The sequence below is a fragment of the Citrobacter pasteurii genome, assembly GCF_019047765.1.
Taxonomy (GTDB): Bacteria; Pseudomonadota; Gammaproteobacteria; order Enterobacterales; family Enterobacteriaceae; genus Citrobacter; species Citrobacter pasteurii.
Genome location: NZ_CP077262.1, coordinates 1,330,199 through 1,347,459, shown reverse-complemented (window position 1 = coordinate 1,347,459; position 17,261 = coordinate 1,330,199). Strand labels below are relative to the sequence as shown.

Here is a 17,261-nt window from a genome sequence, read left to right as displayed (position 1 = left end):
CGCAGACGGTAGGCCGGATAAGGCATGTATGGCGCCATCCGGCAATTCATGTTATTCCCAGAAATCACGCGCTGGATCGAGCACCGGGCGAATGATGCCCGCACGCACCGTAAAGTCACCGAAGCCTTCACCCGCTTCGCGCTCTTTCGCCCAGCGCCCAATCAGTTCGTCAACGACGTCGAGAATTTCCGATTCCGTAATATTTTCGCGATACATACGCGGGATGCGCGTGCCCATGCGGTTACCGCCCAGATGCACGTTGTAGCGTCCCGGCGCTTTGCCCACCAGGCCCAGTTCCGCCAGCATCGCGCGGCCACAGCCGTTCGGGCAGCCGGTGACGCGCATCACGATATGTTCGTCAGGAATGCCGTGTTTTTCCAGAATCGCTTCCACTTTATCAGTGAACGATGGCAGGAAGCGTTCGGCTTCAGCCATCGCCAGCGGACAGGTCGGGAACGACACGCAGGCCATCGAGTTTTCACGCTGCGGTTTTACCGCATTCATCAGACCATGATCGCGTGCCAGCTTCTCAATCTTCGCCTTATCACTCTCCGGGACACCAGCAATGATCAGGTTCTGGTTGGCCGTGATACGGAACTCGCCTTTGTGGATCTTCGCGATCTCCAGCAAGCCGGTTTTCAGCGGACGCCCCGGATAATCCAGAATACGGCCGTTTTCAATAAACAGCGTCAGGTGCCAGTTATTGTCGATCCCCTTCACCCAACCGATCCTGTCGCCACGACCGGTGAACTCGTACGGACGGATCGGCTCAAACTTGATCCCCGCACGGCGTTCAACTTCCTCTTTAAACGTCTCGACACCTACCCGCTCCAGCGTGTATTTGGTTTTGGCGTTTTTACGATCGGTACGGTTACCCCAGTCGCGTTGGGTCGTGACCACCGCTTCCGCCACCGCCAGGGTGTGTTCCAGCGGCAGATAACCAAACTCACTCGCCGTACGGGCGTAGGTTTTCTTGTTGCCATGCTCAATCGACAAACCGCCGCCGACCAGCAGGTTAAAGCCTACCAGCTTGCCGTTTTCGGCAATCGCCACGAAGTTCATATCGTTAGCGTGCAGATCGATATCGTTCTGCGGCGGGATCACCACTGTGGTTTTAAACTTACGCGGCAGATAGGTCGCCCCGAGGATCGGCTCTTCATCCGTCGTCGCGACTTTTTCCTGATCGAGCCAGATCTCAGCATAAGCGCGAGTGCGCGGCAGCAAGTGTTCGGAGATCTTTTTCGCCCACTCGTAGGCTTCCGCATGCAGCTGCGACTCATATGGATTGGAGGTACACAGCACGTTACGGTTCATGTCGTTGGCGGTCGCCAGCGCGTCCAGCCCCACTGAATGCAGCATCTGATGCACCGGCTTCACGTTCTTCTTCAGAATGCCGTGGAACTGAAAGGTCTGACGGTTGGTCAGACGAATGCTGCCGTAAATGGTGTTGTCATGGGCGAACTTGTCGATCGCCTGCCATTGTTTGGTGGTGATGACTCCCCCTGGCAGGCGGCAGCGTAGCAGCATCGCATGACGCGGCTCCAGCTTCTGTTCCGCACGTTCGGCACGAATATCGCGGTCGTCCTGCTGGTACATACCGTGAAAACGGATCAGCAGGAAGTTGTCACCGTGGAAGCCGCCGGTCAGGCCGTCGTTCAGGTCTTCCGCGATGGTGCCGCGCAGGAAATTACTTTCACGCTTCATGCGCTCGGCGTCAGTCAGTTTGCCTTCGACCACTAAAGGCCCTGGGTATTTTTCGCTCATTAGTAGACATCTCGCTGATAACGGCGCTCAACGCGCAGCTCACTTAAAAATTCATCCGCCGCTTCGATGTCCATTGCACCGAATTCAGCAATCACTTCCAGCAGTGCCTGCTCAACGTCTTTCGCCATGCGATTGGCGTCGCCGCAGACATAAATGTGCGCACCGTCGTTAATCCAGCGCCACAGTTCCGCGCCCTGTTCGCGCAGTTTGTCTTGTACGTAGATTTTTTCTTTTTGATCGCGAGACCAGGCCAGATCGATTCGGCTCAACACGCCCTCTTTCACGTAGCGCTGCCATTCCACCTGATACAGGAAATCTTCGGTAAAGTGTGGGTTACCAAAAAACAGCCAGTTTTTCCCTTCTGCACCGTCTGCCGCACGTTGCTGCATAAAGGCGCGGAACGGCGCAATCCCCGTTCCTGGCCCGATCATAATTACCGGTGTTTGCGGATTTTCTGGCAGGCGGAAGTTGTCGTTATGTTCGATGAAGACGCGGACTTCGCCCTCTTCTTCCACGCGATCGGCAAGGAAGCCGGAGGCCCCGCCTGCACGCGCACGGCCTTCAACCTCAAAACGCACGGCACCAACGGTGATATGTACTTCGCTTTCCACTTCCGCCTGGGATGAGGCAATGGAGTACAACCGTGGCGTCAGCGGACGCAGAAGATCAACTAACGCCTGAGCGTCCAGTTGCGCCGGGGAGAAACGCACCATATCAACGATTGGCGTGGTGGCGGCGTAATGCTGTAATTGTGCTTTATCGCCTACCAACGGCAACAGCGTTTCGCTGCGCGTCAGGGTGGCATAGTTTTCCACGATATTGGCCGTATTGACGGTCAATTCGAAATGCCACTCCAGCGCGTCAGCGAGCGGCAGCGTTTTGCCCTCAACAGTGACCGGCTCAGTACCTTTCAGCCACAGCAGTTCCACAATTTCTTTGACCAGGGCTGGATCGTTCTGATACCAGACCCCCAGTGCGTCGCCTGGCTGATAGCGCAGACCAGAATCGCCGAGATCAATTTCGATATGGCGTACATCTTTTTCAGAGTCGCGACCGGTAATTTTCTGGTTCACCGCAAGTGTTGCACTCAGCGGTGCTTCTTTGGTGTAAGGACTGGTGTGCAACTCGTTCACCGCACCGCTCGCTGCCGCCTGTGCAGACGGTGCAACAGGCGCGCGAGCCTTCAGTACATCAACCAGGCGGGCACGCCATTCTGCCGCCGCCGATTGATACTCAACATCAGCATCAACGCGGTCCAGCAGGCGTTCACCACCCAACTCTGCCAGTTTCGCATCAAAGTCTTTACCTGACTGGCAGAAAAATTCATAAGACGTATCGCCAAGGCCAAATACGGCGAAGGCCGTGTTTTCAAGCTTCGGCGCTTTTTTAGAGAACAAGTATTTATGCAACGCCACGGCTTCTTCTGCCGGTTCACCTTCCCCTTGCGTTGACGCCACCACAATCAGCAACTTTTCATTGGCGATTTGTTTGAATTTATAGTCGCCAGCGTTGATCAGAGTGACGTTGAGCTTCGCAGCGATCAGATCATCGCGCAGGGCTTCCGCCACACGACGCGCATTACCGGTTTGCGAGGCGGAAATCAGCGTAATGCCTGGCATTTCAGCAGCAGGCGCAGGCGCTGCAGCATTCGTTCCTGGCTGCTGATTCAGCACGCCCCAGAAATAGCCAGAAACCCACGCGAGCTGTGCGGGAGTGAGGTCGGTCGTGGCTGCCTGAAGGCGTGCCAGTTGCTCCGGGTTTAGCGGTAGCAGAGTGGAAGGTGGGGCCTGTGTCGTCATGCGTTGTCATGTTCCAGTAAGCAAAGCGGATTTCAGCAATAAAACCCAAACTGAAGATAAGGTTAACGGTGGGGATAGTAACAATTAAAGAAGGGATGGAAATAACAAATAACCAAATGGACTAACCTGTTTTAGTTATAGTTATTAACAGCAAAAGCGATTTAATAACTGTATGATATATAAATAATTATCAAACATTCTCCTAACAAATATGTCGTTCTGGTACCCAGCGCCCTTTTAACTAATGATAAAATTTGCTCTTTACGGTACCCTACGGCGTTTTTTGCATTCTTGAGAGTAAATAATGTCCACCACCTTGTTTAAAGATTTCACCTTCGAAGCCGCTCACCACCTGCCGCACGTACCGGAAGGACACAAGTGTGGCCGTCTGCATGGTCACTCATTTATGGTGCGTCTTGAAATTACCGGTGAAGTCGATCCACATACCGGTTGGATCATGGATTTTGCCGAATTAAAAGCGGCGTTTAAGCCGACTTACGACAGGCTTGATCACTACTACCTGAACGATATCCCGGGCCTTGAAAACCCAACCAGCGAAGTCTTGTCCCGCTGGATTTGGGAACAGGTAAAACCGGTTGTTCCTCTGCTGAGCGCAGTGATGGTAAAAGAGACCTGCACAGCAGGTTGCGTTTATCGCGGAGAGTGATCCCGACCTTGCCGGATGGCGACGCACCGCGTCTGCTCCCGGCCTACCTTATTAACAAGCGTAGGCCGGGCAAGCGAAGCGCCCCGGCAAAACTTGTCAGGCAATATTCAGGTACTTATGCGTCTGCATCGACAAACGCCAGTTACGCGCAATACAGGTATCAATACACAAACGCGTCGCATCTTCTTTCTGACTGATTGGCTGCAGCGCAATAATGCGTGGTTTATCATCGCTTAACGTAGCCAGCAGTTCATCCAGCGCTTCAATATCGCGAACGCGACCCACCGGATGCTTGATTTCATTGGCTCGTTCCAGCGCCTGTGACAGTACGTCATAGCCGCCACGCATATTCACCTTCGGTGATACCGTCACCCAGGTATTCGGCGTACAGCGCACTTCGTGGGTGCCGCTGGTTTCAATCTGGCAGCTAAAGCCGTTCTTTTCCAGCAGGTCAGTCAGCGGCATCAGGTCATGAATGCAGGGCTCACCGCCGGTTATCACCACATGACGGGCGGTATAGCCCTGGCGCTGAATAACAGCCAGCAGATCTTCACTGCTCGCCGCGCCCCATTTATCACTCTCTTTCGTCTTGGCCAGGATGCTATATAAGGAGACTTCCCGATCCTCAAGCTTATCCCAGGTGTGTTTGGTATCGCACCAGGCACAGCCAACCGGGCATCCCTGTAAACGAATAAAAATGGCGGGGACGCCGGTAAAGTAACCCTCACCTTGCAGGGTCTGGAACATCTCGTTAATCGGGTACTGCATAGTCATCTCTGTTTAGGGTTATGAACGCGTATTATCGCAGATTTACACTCTCAGGTCTTGCCCCCGGCTGCGCTGTCCCGTGAGTTAAAAATCATGAAACGTGATCTCGTGTTTACGCCTGCAATGATCGAATAGCTGTGATTTAATTTCATAGCTATGAAGGCAGCGTTTTGATGTAACAAAATATTTTTGATAATAACCTTATAAAAATAGTATAAACATTTTAAAAGTAAAATATTTCAAGCATGTACAAACGGATACATGAAATTATGAATTTATTAGCATCACGCATAGTCAAATTCGATCTGCGGTATCTTTTTATATTAAAATAGGCTTAAGAAACTTAAAGTTACGCTAATTTTCCATTTAATCTCCGTTTAATTATCCGCGCCTAGAATCCAGTCCCCCCCCCTGATGAGACTGCATTCATGAATACACTATTAATTACTGGCGCAACCGGTTTTTTGGGCGGAGCCGTTTTAGAAAACATTCTGAATCAGACAAATGGATTTAATCTGCTGCTTTTAGTTCGTGGCGATAATGATGTATCTGCGCTGGAACGGATAAAGGAAAATCTGCGCAAATTCAATATTGCAGAAGAAAAACTGGCCGCACTTAGCCCGCGAAATATCCTGTTGGGTGATTTGGTGGAACCTGAAGCGTTTCTTAACGACCCGCGTCTGGACCAGGTTACTCATGTCATCAACTGTGCCGCCGTCGCCTCTTTTGGCAACAACCCGCTTATCTGGAAAGTAAATGTCGCAGGAACGCTGAAGTTCGCCCAGAAAATGGCCTGTGTCGGCAGCCTGCAGCGTTTTCTTCACGTTGGTACAGCGATGTCATGCTCCCCAGAGCCCGACTCACTGGTGGCAGAAAGTGCAGAATTTTGCGAACGTGCTGAGCACCTGGTTGAGTATACGCACTCTAAATCCACGATAGAGCGTCTGATGCAACAGGAATGCCCAACATTACCATTGGTTATCGCGCGGCCTTCGATCGTTGTTGGCCACACTCATCATGGCTGCCAACCCTCCAGCAGTATTTTCTGGGTATTCAGCATGGGTCTGATGTTACAAAAATTTATGTGTTCGATGGAAGACCGTATTGACGTGATCCCGGTTGATTACTGCGCCGATGCCTTGCTGATGTTACTGAGCTGTCCGCTCGCTCGCGGTGAAGTGGTGCACATCTCAGCCGGAGAAGAAAATAGCGTGAGGTTTGCAGATATTGATAGCGCGATGGCATCTGCGCTGGAACAAGCTCCCGTCGGTAATAAATACGCACAGGTCAGGTATGAAACGCTGGTCAAAATGCGCCGCGAACTGAAGAATATTTTTGGCCCCTGCAACGAACGGCTGATGCTGAAAGCCATGCGTCTGTACGGCGCGTTTGCTACGCTGAACGTGCGATTCAGCAATGATAAGCTGCTCAGCATGGGGATGCCGAAGCCGCCGCGTTTCACCGATTACATTGAGCGCTGTGTACAGACGACACGTGGGCTGACTATTCCACAGCAAATGGCGGTGGACTTTAAATAGGTTGCTATTGTGCAGGCAAAAAAATGCCAGCCTGAAGGCTGGCATTTTTAAATCAGAGAAAGAACAGGATTACGCCTGACCTTTGATCTCTTTACGACCATTGTACGGTGCTTGTTCACCCAGAGCTTCTTCGATACGAATCAGCTGGTTGTACTTAGCAACACGGTCAGAACGGCTCATAGAACCCGTTTTGATCTGGCCTGCAGCGGTACCAACAGCCAGGTCAGCGATGGTAGCATCTTCAGTTTCGCCAGAACGGTGAGAGATGACAGCAGTGTAGCCAGCGTCTTTCGCCATTTTGATCGCAGCCAGAGTTTCGGTCAGAGAACCGATCTGGTTGAATTTGATCAGGATGGAGTTAACGATGCCTTTTTCGATGCCTTCTTTCAGGATCTTGGTGTTGGTTACGAACAGGTCGTCACCAACCAGCTGGATTTTGTCGCCCAGTACTTTAGTCTGGTATGCGAAACCATCCCAGTCAGACTCGTCCAGACCATCTTCGATGGACACGATCGGGTACTGTTTGGTCAGTTCTTCCAGGAAGTGAGTGAATTCTTCGGAGGTGAATGCTTTGTTGCCTTCGCCAGCCAGAACGTATTTACCGTCTTTGTAGAATTCAGATGCTGCACAGTCCATCGCCAGGGTGATGTCTTTGCCCAGCTCGTAGCCAGCTGCTTTAACCGCTTCAGCGATTACAGCCAGAGCTTCAGCGTTGGAACCCAGGTTCGGCGCATAGCCGCCTTCGTCACCCACTGCAGTGTTCATACCTTTAGCTTTCAGAACTTTAGCCAGGTTGTGGAACACTTCAGAACCCATACGTACAGCTTCTTTCAGGGTTTTAGCGCCAACAGGCTGAATCATGAATTCCTGGATGTCGACGTTGTTGTCAGCGTGCTCACCACCGTTGATGATGTTCATCATCGGAACCGGCATGGAGTATTTGCCCGGAGTGCCGTTCAGTTCAGCGATGTGAGCATACAGCGGCAGGCCTTTAGCGGCAGCAGCAGCTTTAGCAGCAGCCAGAGAAACGGCCAGGATGGCGTTTGCACCGAAGTTGGATTTGTTTTCAGTACCGTCCAGATCGATCATGATCTTGTCGATGCCAGCCTGATCTTTAGCATCTTTACCCAGCAGAGCCTGAGCAATCGGGCCATTCACAGCTGCAACAGCTTTCAGTACGCCTTTACCCATGAAACGGGATTTGTCGCCATCGCGCAGTTCCAGTGCTTCGCGGGAACCAGTAGAAGCACCTGACGGAGCTGCTGCCATACCAACGAAACCACCTTCCAGGTGTACTTCGGCTTCAACAGTCGGGTTACCACGGGAGTCGATGATTTCACGACCGATGATTTTAACGATTTTGGACATTAGGTTTTCCTCAGTACAAGTTAAACTAAAACTCCAGACAAACAATGCACCCTGATGGGTGCATTGCCGTTCTAACTTTTTACTTCTTACTTCGCCTGACGCTTCTGATGTTCACTGGCGGCTTTCACAAAGCCGGCAAACAGCGGGTGCCCATCACGTGGCGTGGAAGTAAATTCCGGATGGAACTGACAGGCCACGAACCACGGATGATTCGGTACCTCAATGATCTCGACCAACTGATCATCACCGGAACGGCCTGCAACACGCAGACCCGCAGCTTCAATCTGTTTCAACAGCATATTGTTGACTTCGTAGCGGTGGCGATGGCGTTCAACAATCGTCGGTGTACCGTACAGTTGACGAACCAGACTCTCATCGCTCAGCTGACACTGTTGCGCACCAAGACGCATTGTGCCACCCAGATCGCTCTTCTCGGTACGGACTTCGACATTGCCGTCTTCATCACGCCATTCAGTAATCAGGGCCACCACTGGGTACTTACAGTCTGGCACAAATTCTGTGGAGTTGGCGTTGTCCATTCCCACGACGTTACGAGCAAACTCAATCAACGCAACCTGCATACCCAGGCAAATGCCCAGATAAGGAATATTGTTCTCACGCGCAAAGCGTGCTGTCGCGATTTTCCCTTCAACACCACGGTAGCCGAAGCCGCCGGGGATTAGGATGGCATCAAGACCTTTCAGGATCTCAACACCGCGCGTTTCAACATCTTGCGAATCAATCAGCTTGATGTTGACGGTGACACGATTCTTCAGACCACCGTGCTTCAGCGCTTCGATAACTGACTTATAGGCATCCGGCAGTTCAATGTACTTGCCAACCATACCGATAGTCACTTCGCCTGCCGGATTCGCTTCTTCGTAGATAACCTGTTCCCATTCTGACAGATTCGCTTCCGGACAGTTCAAGCTGAATCGTTTACAAATATAATCGTCAAGGCCCTGGGATTTCAACAGGCCCGGAATTTTATAGATGGAATCGACATCTTTCAGAGAAATCACCGCTTTTTCCGGAACGTTACAGAACAATGCAATTTTTGCACGTTCATTAGCCGGAACTGCGCGATCGGAGCGGCAAATCAGGATATCTGGCTGAATACCGATAGAAAGCAGCTCTTTTACAGAGTGCTGAGTCGGTTTAGTTTTGACTTCACCTGCCGCCGCCATGTACGGAACCAGCGTCAGATGCATAAACAGCGTGTGCTCGCGGCCAATTTCTACAGCCATCTGGCGAATCGCTTCAAGGAACGGCAGAGATTCGATATCCCCAACGGTTCCGCCGATCTCGACCAGAACAACATCATGACCTTCACCGCCTTCCAGAACGCGCTCTTTAATGGCATTCGTGATGTGCGGAATGACCTGAACGGTAGCGCCCAGATAGTCACCACGGCGTTCTTTACGCAGAACGTCGGAGTAGATACGACCCGTGGTGAAGTTGTTACGGCGGCTCATTTTAGTGCGGATGAAACGCTCATAGTGACCCAGGTCCAGGTCGGTTTCAGCGCCGTCTTCGGTAACGAACACTTCCCCGTGTTGGATAGGGCTCATAGTACCTGGATCGACGTTGATGTACGGATCCAGTTTCATCATGGTCACATTGAGGCCACGGGCTTCAAGAATGGCTGCCAGGGAGGCTGCGGCAATGCCTTTTCCCAGAGAGGATACGACCCCGCCGGTCACAAAAATATAGTTCGTTGTCATGCTGGACCTGAGAAGTTAGGGTGAAACGATGGAATTACCAAGACGGGAAAGTAGTATACCCGAACATGACGAGCGCCACAAACTTTCATTATTCCTCCTCTTCACCAGGCTCACATTAACATCGGGAGTGAGAAAATAGCCCCTTTGGGGTAAATGTTTTTGACGTAAATCAAGCGCTTGTTATTTAAAAAATCACACAAATCGCCCTTGACCGACGAAATCCCTTAGAGATCAATTTCCTGTCGTTTTACCTGTTGCCAGACTTCTTCCATTGTTTCCAGATCAACACCAGTCATTTCCAGGCCTCGGGCTGCCACAATTCGCTCAACCTCACGAAAACGGCGCTCGAATTTTTCATTCGCTTTCTGCAATGCCGTCTCTGCTTTTGTCCCTAAATGACGGGCCATATTGACCGTGGCAAACAGCAGATCGCCCATTTCCTCCTCCAGTTTAGCCTGATCAACGACAGCCTGCTTCGCCTCGAACATGACTTCGTCAATCTCTTCATAAACTTTGTCGACAACCGGTCCTAATGTCTTCCAGTCAAAACCAACATTGGAGCAACGTTTCTGGATTTTCTGAGCGCGCATTAGCGCCGGTAAACTACGGGGAATATCGTCCAGCGCGGAATGTTGTGACTTCTCGGCACGTTCTTCGGTTTTGATTTGTTCCCAGCGGGTTAGCACTTCGCGACTAGTGCTGGCAGAAACATCTGCAAATACATGCGGATGCCGACGTTCGAGCTTATCGCTAATCGCGGCGCAGATGTCATTAAAATCGAAGCGCCCTTCTTCCTGCGCCATCTGGGCGTAAAACACCACCTGGAACAACAGATCGCCCAGCTCTCCACGCAGGTCATCGAAGTCTTCACGCGCAATCGCGTCCAGCACTTCATAGGTTTCTTCGAGGGTGTAAGGAGCAATAGTGGTGAAAGTCTGCTCTTTATCCCACGGACAGCCGTTTTCCGGGTCGCGCAGGCGCTGCATAATACCGAGCAGCCGATCGATTTGATTCATTGGATTGTCCTGAAAAAAACAGGCCCGATGAACGGAGCGCCATCGGGCAAATAATAATGCCTGATGGCGACGCAAACGCGTCTTATCAGGCCTACAAATTGTCGTTAATTACCGTGCAAGCGACGCGCGTCGATCACATCCGGCACCTGGTTCAGTTTGCCGAGCACGCGCCCGAGCACCTGTAAGTTGTAAATTTCGATGGTCATATCGATGGTGGCAAGCTGCTGTTTGGTATCGCTACGGCTGGCAACGCCCAGCACGTTTACCTTCTCGTTGGCGAGAATGGTGGTGATATCACGTAATAAACCGCTACGATCGTTCGCCTGGACGCGAACCACCAGCGAATATCCTGCCGAGTAGCTTTCGCCCCAAACCGCGTCAACAATACGCTCCGGTGCATGCGAGCGTAGTTCATTCAGCTGTTCACAATCCGCCCGGTGCACGGAAATGCCGCGTCCCTGAGTGATAAACCCGACAATTTCATCACCTGGAATCGGCTGGCAGCAACGCGCGATGTGGTGCATCAGGTTACCCACCCCTTCTACCACCACGCGACCATCGTCTTTACGGCGACTCTGCGGAGCCTGCGTTTTCTGCTGAAGTTGTTTCAGCGCAGCGGCATCCTGTTCAGCTGCGCTGGGTTTATTAAACTGCGCTTGCAGGAAGTTGACCATCTGGTTGAGGCGGATGTCGCCGCCGCCGATCGCCGCCAGCAGCTCTTCCAGCTCATTAAAGCTGTAACGCGGAAGCAGGTGTTTTTCAGCCTCTTTCAGGCTAATACCCAGGTGCGCCAGTTCATCATCGAGGATCTGACGACCAGCCAGAATATTCTTGTCCCGGTCTTGTTTACGGAACCAGGCGTGGATCTTCGAGCGCCCCCGGCTGGTCGTCACGTAGCCCAGATTAGGATTCAGCCAGTCACGGCTTGGGTTTGGCTGTTTCTGGGTGATGATTTCAATTTGATCGCCCATCTGCAGCTGATAGGTAAACGGTACGATGCGCCCGCCAATTTTCGCGCCAATGCAACGATGCCCCACATCACTGTGGATGTGATAAGCAAAATCGAGCGGCGTTGAGCCCGCCGGTAAGTCCACAACATCGCCTTTTGGCGTAAAGACGTAAACTCTGTCGTCAAAGACCTGGCTACGCACTTCATCCAGCATTTCACCGGAATCAGCCATCTCTTCCTGCCAGGCTATCAGTTTACGCAGCCACGCAATGCGGTCTTCATGACCAGAACGCGCAGCGCCTGAAGCGGTACCTTCTTTGTACTTCCAGTGTGCGGCAACGCCCAGCTCGGCATCTTCGTGCATCTGTTTGGTACGGATCTGGATTTCAATGGTTTTACCACCAGGCCCCAGAACAACCGTATGGATTGACTGGTAACCGTTAGGCTTTGGATTGGCAACGTAGTCATCGAACTCATCAGGCAGATGGCGATAGTGGGTATGCACAATCCCCAGCGCGGCATAGCAATCCTGTAAACGCTCAGCCACGATACGCACCGCGCGCACATCGAACAGTTCGTCAAAAGCTAACTGCTTTTTCTGCATTTTGCGCCAGATACTGTAAATATGCTTCGGACGCCCGTACACCTCGGCTTTTACACCTTCGGTTTTCATCTCTGAACGCAGATGCCCCACAAACTCGTCGATATAGTGTTCCCTGTCGATACGACGTTCATGCAGCAGTTTAGCAATGCGTTTGTATTCGGCTGGGTGTAGGTAGCGGAAGCAGTAATCTTCCAGCTCCCATTTTAATTGCCCGATGCCTAATCGGTTAGCCAGCGGGGCATAGATATTGGTGCACTCTTTTGCCGCCAGTACGCGTTCATCTTCCGGCGCATCTTTCACTTCTCGCAGATGGGCAATACGTTCCGCCAGCTTGATGACCACACAGCGGAAGTCGTCGACCATTGCCAGCAGCATGCGACGAACGTTATCAACCTGCTCGGAAGAGACGGAGTCGGTATGCGTGGCTTTTAGCTGGCGTATTGCCGCCATATCACGCACACCATGGATAAGGTTAACGATTGACGTGCCTACGCTCTCGCGCAGGATGTCTTCACTCACCACATTGGCATCCGCCAGAGGGAACAGCATCGCCGCTCGTAGCGTGTCGATATCCATACTCAGCATGGAGAGTATTTCCACCATTTCGACGCCACGCCACAGCAGCAGATCCGCATCCGGATGACCCTGTGTCTGCTGCAGGCAATACGCCCAGGTTTCGGCTAAGCGTTCACACGACTGCTGGCTGGAGATCCCAAGACTCGCGATCCATTTCTTTGGATCAAACTCACCAGCTTTATTTATATGTGCACTTCTTACCGCAACCATCGTCCTCTCCTTAAGGGGCATGGCCTGTCGAAGTCGACAAGCCGTACCCATTGTCTTTCACGCTGCGTTACAACCCGAAATCCAATGGGTATAAAATTCATTACGAACGCTCAAACAGGGCCATCGATTCCAGATGTCCAGTGTGCGGGAACATATCGAGCATCGCCAGTCGCCGAACGGTATATCCTGCATTGAGTAACGCTTCGCTGTCACGAGCCAGCGTAGCAGGATTACAGGATACATAAACAACGCGCCCAGGGTTTAACTTTATAATATGTTGCATCACTCCGGCAGCCCCCGCACGCGCAGGATCGAGCAATACTTTGTCAAATCCGTTTTTTGCCCATGGTTGTTTAGTGACATCTTCTTCAAGGTTTTCATGAAAGAATGTCACATTGTGTAGTCCGTTATTCCGCGCATTTTCCCGGCCTTTTTCCACCAGCGCAGGGACACCTTCAACTCCCACAACGCTCGCTGCTCGTACGGCTAACGGCAACGTAAAATTCCCCATACCACAGAACAAATCGAGCACCCGGTCCTCTGGCTGCACATCCAGCCATTCCAGCGCACAGGAAACCATTTTTTGGTTTACCCCTTCATTGACCTGGATAAAATCACGCGGGCTGAAGGTTAAACGTAGTCCATTTGAATCATACCAGGGCGATTCTTCTGAATTTGATTCCAGTATCTCGCTTTGCGGAGCCAGAAACAAAGACAGTCCCTGAGAATGCGAAAAGCGTTCCAGTTTTTCTTTATCCGCGGCACTCAGTGGTGCAGTGTGGCGCAAAATCATCAGAGTTCCACTTCCAGCCTGCACCAATTCGACATGCCCCAAGTGACGCAACCCCTGCAGACTCTGCAGGCATGCCCGAATTTCAGGCAGCAACGCCTCAAGTTGGGGCACCAAAATAGGGCATTGTTTTACATCGATAATGTCGCTGGAGCCGGACTTGCGAAATCCGATCTGCAATTGCTGCTCTTTCGAGCGATAGTTCAGACTTAAACGCGCGCGGCGTCGATAACCCCACAGGGTATCGGCGATAACTTCTGTCACCTCACATTTCATTAAACGCGATAACGCTGCACTTTTGCTACGCTGCTGCAACGAGATGCTGGCGTGCTGCTGTTGACAGCCACCACAGACCCCAAAATGTGGACAACGTGGCACTTCACGTTCCGAGCTGTCGTTTAAACGACGTTTGACTTGCGCACGGGCAAACTGTTTTTTATCTTCAGTTATCACCACTTCTGCGCTTTCCTGAGGCAGCAATTCCGGTATAAACAGGGCTTTCCCGTTATGACGAGCAACGCCCTGACCAAAAGAATCAAGGTCATTGACGGTAACGGTTATGATCTGACGCGTCGTCACGCGTCGTTTTGCAGAGTAGAATTGCGCCATCGACGAGATATTTCTCTATTTAACAGTGTGACCCTAATTGTCCCATAACGGAACTCCATGACCAACTACAGCCTGCGCGCACGCATGATGATTCTGATCCTGGCCCCGACCGTCCTGATAGGTTTGCTGCTCAGTATCTTTTTTGTTGTGCATCGCTATAACGACTTGCAGCGTCAACTGGAAGATGCTGGTGCCAGCATCATCGAGCCACTCGCGGTTTCCAGCGAATACGGCATGAACTTGCAAAACCGGGAATCCATCGGCCAGCTTATCAGCGTGTTGCATCGTCGCCATTCCGATATTGTGCGGGCAATTTCCGTCTATGACGAAAATAACCGACTGTTCGTCACCTCTAATTTTCATCTCGATCCGTCTGAAATGCAGTTGGCGACAGGTTCACCGTTTCCCCGTAAGCTAAGCGTCACCCGGCACGGGGATATCATGATCCTGCGTACCCCGATTATATCGGAAAGCTATTCACCGGATGAATCTGCCGTTAGCGATGCCAAAAACGCCAAAAATATGTTGGGGTATGTGGCGCTTGAGTTGGATCTCAAGTCCGTGCGATTACAGCAGTACAAAGAGATCTTTATCTCCAGCGTCATGATGCTGTTTTGTATTGGCATTGCGTTAATTTTCGGCTGGCGTCTGATGCGTGACGTGACCGGACCAATTCGCAACATGGTGAATACCGTTGACCGAATACGTAGAGGTCAGCTCGATAGCCGCGTGGAAGGTTTCATGTTGGGCGAACTGGATATGCTGAAGAATGGCATCAACTCGATGGCAATGTCTCTCGCCGCCTACCATGAAGAGATGCAGCACAATATCGATCAGGCGACGTCAGATCTGCGCGAAACGCTGGAGCAGATGGAAATCCAGAACGTCGAACTGGATTTGGCGAAGAAACGCGCCCAGGAAGCGGCGCGTATTAAGTCTGAGTTTCTGGCTAACATGTCGCACGAGCTGCGTACACCCCTAAACGGTGTCATTGGCTTTACACGCCTGACACTGAAAACCGAGTTAAATACCACCCAGCGCGATCACCTGAATACGATTGAACGCTCTGCCAACAACCTGCTCGCTATCATCAATGATGTGCTCGACTTCTCTAAACTGGAAGCGGGTAAACTGATTCTGGAAAGCATACCGTTCCCACTGCGCAGCACACTGGATGACGTCGTAACGCTGTTAGCGCACTCCTCCCATGACAAAGGGCTGGAGCTAACACTGAATATTAAAAATGACGTTCCGGACAATGTGATTGGCGATCCGCTACGCCTGCAACAGGTCATTACCAACCTGGTCGGCAATGCCATCAAATTTACCGAGAGCGGCAATATCGACATTCTGGTTGAAAAACGCGCCCTCAGTAACACCAAAGTGCAGATTGAAGTACAAATCCGCGATACCGGTATTGGTATCCCGGAACGCGATCAGTCACGTCTGTTCCAGGCTTTCCGTCAGGCTGATGCCAGCATTTCGCGCCGTCACGGTGGTACCGGACTTGGCCTTGTGATCACACAAAAACTGGTCAATGAAATGGGTGGGGATATCTCGTTCCATAGCCAACCAAATCGCGGTTCCACTTTCTGGTTCCATATCAGTCTTGATCTCAATCCTAATGTTATCAGCGATCGTTCAACCACCCGCTGTCTGGCCGGTAAACGACTGGCTTACGTTGAACCAAATGCTACCGCCGCGCAATGCACGTTAGATATCTTGAGTGAAACGCCGCTGGAGGTGATTTACAGTCCGTCATTCTCTGCATTACCGGCTGAACACTACGATATCCTGCTACTTGGTGTACCCGTTACTTTCCACGAGCCACTCACCATGCAGCATGAACGTCTGGCAAGCGCAGCCGCGATGACCGATTTCCTGTTGCTGGCGCTGCCTTGCCATGCGCAGATTAACGCTGAAAAATTAAAACAAGGCGGCGCGGCGGCATGTCTGTTAAAACCGCTCACCTCAACCCGATTGCTGCCTGCGTTAACCGAATATTGCCACCTGAACCAGGGGGCAGAACTCCAGTTGCCAGATGAAAGCAAGATTGCGATGACCGTGATGGCGGTGGACGACAACCCGGCGAACCTGAAGCTTATCGGCGCATTGCTTGAAGATAAGGTTCAGCACGTCGAGCTGTGCGACAGCGGGCAGCAGGCGATGGACAGAGCCAAACAAATGCAGTTTGATCTGATCCTGATGGATATTCAGATGCCAGACATGGACGGTATTCGTGCCTGCGAACTGATCCATCAGCTTCCACACCAGCAGCAGACACCGGTTATTGCGGTAACGGCGCATGCCATGGCAGGGCAAAAAGAGAAGTTACTCAGCGCCGGAATGAATGACTACCTGGCTAAGCCAATTGAAGAAGATAAATTGCACAGTTTGCTGTTGCGCTATAAGCCCGGTACCGGCACATCAGCCCGGACTATCGTGCCGGCCCCCCCTGAACCCGTGATCAACCCGAATACGACCCTCGACTGGCAGCTGGCGTTGAGACAGGCTGCCGGTAAAAACGATCTGGCACGAGATATGCTGCAAATGCTGATCGATTTCTTGCCGGAAGTGCGCAACAAAATCGAAGAACAACTGGTGGGTGAAAATCCTGAAGGGTTGGTGGATTTGATTCATAAACTACACGGCAGCTGCGGTTACAGCGGGGTTCCCCGCATGAAAAACCTGTGTCAGCTTATTGAACAGCAGTTACGTAACGGGACCAAAGAAGAAGAGCTGGAACCAGAGTTTTTAGAGCTTCTTGATGAGATGGACAACGTCGGGCGGGAAGCGAAACGGATATTGGGGTGATATTCGCCGAATGCGGCGTAAACGCCTTATCCGGCCTACAAGTTTTGCTGTTTATCGTAGGTCCG

General features: G+C 51.7%; 11 protein-coding genes. 3 read left to right on the top strand and 8 right to left on the bottom strand.

Annotation, left to right across the window (positions count from 1 at the left end; translation table 11 throughout):
• Nucleotides 1-51: 51 nt before the first annotated feature.
• Nucleotides 52-1,764, bottom strand: a complete 1,713-nt coding sequence (cysI, locus tag I6L54_RS06530) for an assimilatory sulfite reductase (NADPH) hemoprotein subunit (protein ID WP_040232207.1) — start codon at nt 1,762-1,764, stop codon at nt 52-54.
• Complete coding sequence (gene cysJ / locus I6L54_RS06525; protein WP_040232205.1) at nt 1,764-3,563, bottom strand: NADPH-dependent assimilatory sulfite reductase flavoprotein subunit; 1,800 nt, start codon at nt 3,561-3,563, stop codon at nt 1,764-1,766. The genes cysI and cysJ overlap by 1 nt, the downstream gene beginning before the upstream one ends.
• Before the next feature lie 304 nt (nt 3,564-3,867).
• On the opposite strand from cysJ, the gene queD reads away from it, so the two are divergent.
• Nucleotides 3,868-4,230, top strand: coding sequence for a 6-carboxytetrahydropterin synthase QueD (queD, locus tag I6L54_RS06520; protein ID WP_005130904.1), 363 nt, complete (start codon nt 3,868-3,870; stop codon nt 4,228-4,230).
• Nucleotides 4,231-4,326: 96 nt separating this feature from the next.
• Here the strand turns inward: queD and queE are convergent, their stop codons facing one another.
• The gene (queE, locus tag I6L54_RS06515) at nt 4,327-4,998 is read right to left on the bottom strand and encodes a 7-carboxy-7-deazaguanine synthase QueE (RefSeq protein ID WP_040232204.1); all 672 of its coding nucleotides are present in this window, start codon (nt 4,996-4,998) and stop codon (nt 4,327-4,329) included.
• A 428-nt stretch (nt 4,999-5,426) separates the two neighbouring features.
• On the opposite strand from queE, the gene I6L54_RS06510 reads away from it, so the two are divergent.
• Nucleotides 5,427-6,536: an SDR family oxidoreductase gene (locus tag I6L54_RS06510; RefSeq protein ID WP_005130908.1), complete on the top strand. Its 1,110-nt coding sequence runs from the start codon at nt 5,427-5,429 to the stop codon at nt 6,534-6,536.
• A gap of 69 nt (nt 6,537-6,605) precedes the next feature.
• Here the strand turns inward: I6L54_RS06510 and eno are convergent, their stop codons facing one another.
• The 5 genes from eno to rlmD all read right to left on the bottom strand — a co-directional run bounded on the left by eno (nt 6,606) and on the right by rlmD (nt 14,382).
• Nucleotides 6,606-7,904, bottom strand: coding sequence for a phosphopyruvate hydratase (eno, locus tag I6L54_RS06505; RefSeq protein ID WP_005130911.1), 1,299 nt, complete (start codon nt 7,902-7,904; stop codon nt 6,606-6,608).
• A gap of 86 nt (nt 7,905-7,990) precedes the next feature.
• Entirely contained in the window at nt 7,991-9,628 is a 1,638-nt protein-coding gene (gene pyrG, locus I6L54_RS06500) for a glutamine hydrolyzing CTP synthase (RefSeq protein WP_005130912.1), read from the bottom strand.
• Between the two features lie 224 nt (nt 9,629-9,852).
• Nucleotides 9,853-10,644, bottom strand: a complete 792-nt coding sequence (gene mazG / locus I6L54_RS06495; RefSeq protein WP_005130914.1) for a nucleoside triphosphate pyrophosphohydrolase — start codon at nt 10,642-10,644, stop codon at nt 9,853-9,855.
• Between the two features lie 104 nt (nt 10,645-10,748).
• The gene (gene relA, locus I6L54_RS06490; RefSeq protein WP_005130916.1) at nt 10,749-12,983 is read right to left on the bottom strand and encodes a GTP diphosphokinase; all 2,235 of its coding nucleotides are present in this window, start codon (nt 12,981-12,983) and stop codon (nt 10,749-10,751) included.
• 100 nt (nt 12,984-13,083) lie between these two features.
• The gene (rlmD, locus tag I6L54_RS06485; protein WP_040232202.1) at nt 13,084-14,382 is read right to left on the bottom strand and encodes a 23S rRNA (uracil(1939)-C(5))-methyltransferase RlmD; all 1,299 of its coding nucleotides are present in this window, start codon (nt 14,380-14,382) and stop codon (nt 13,084-13,086) included.
• A gap of 57 nt (nt 14,383-14,439) precedes the next feature.
• On the opposite strand from rlmD, the gene barA reads away from it, so the two are divergent.
• On the top strand, nt 14,440-17,196 hold the full coding sequence (gene barA, locus I6L54_RS06480) for a two-component sensor histidine kinase BarA (RefSeq protein WP_040232201.1): 2,757 nt from the start codon (nt 14,440-14,442) through the stop codon (nt 17,194-17,196).
• Nucleotides 17,197-17,261: the final 65 nt, after the last annotated feature.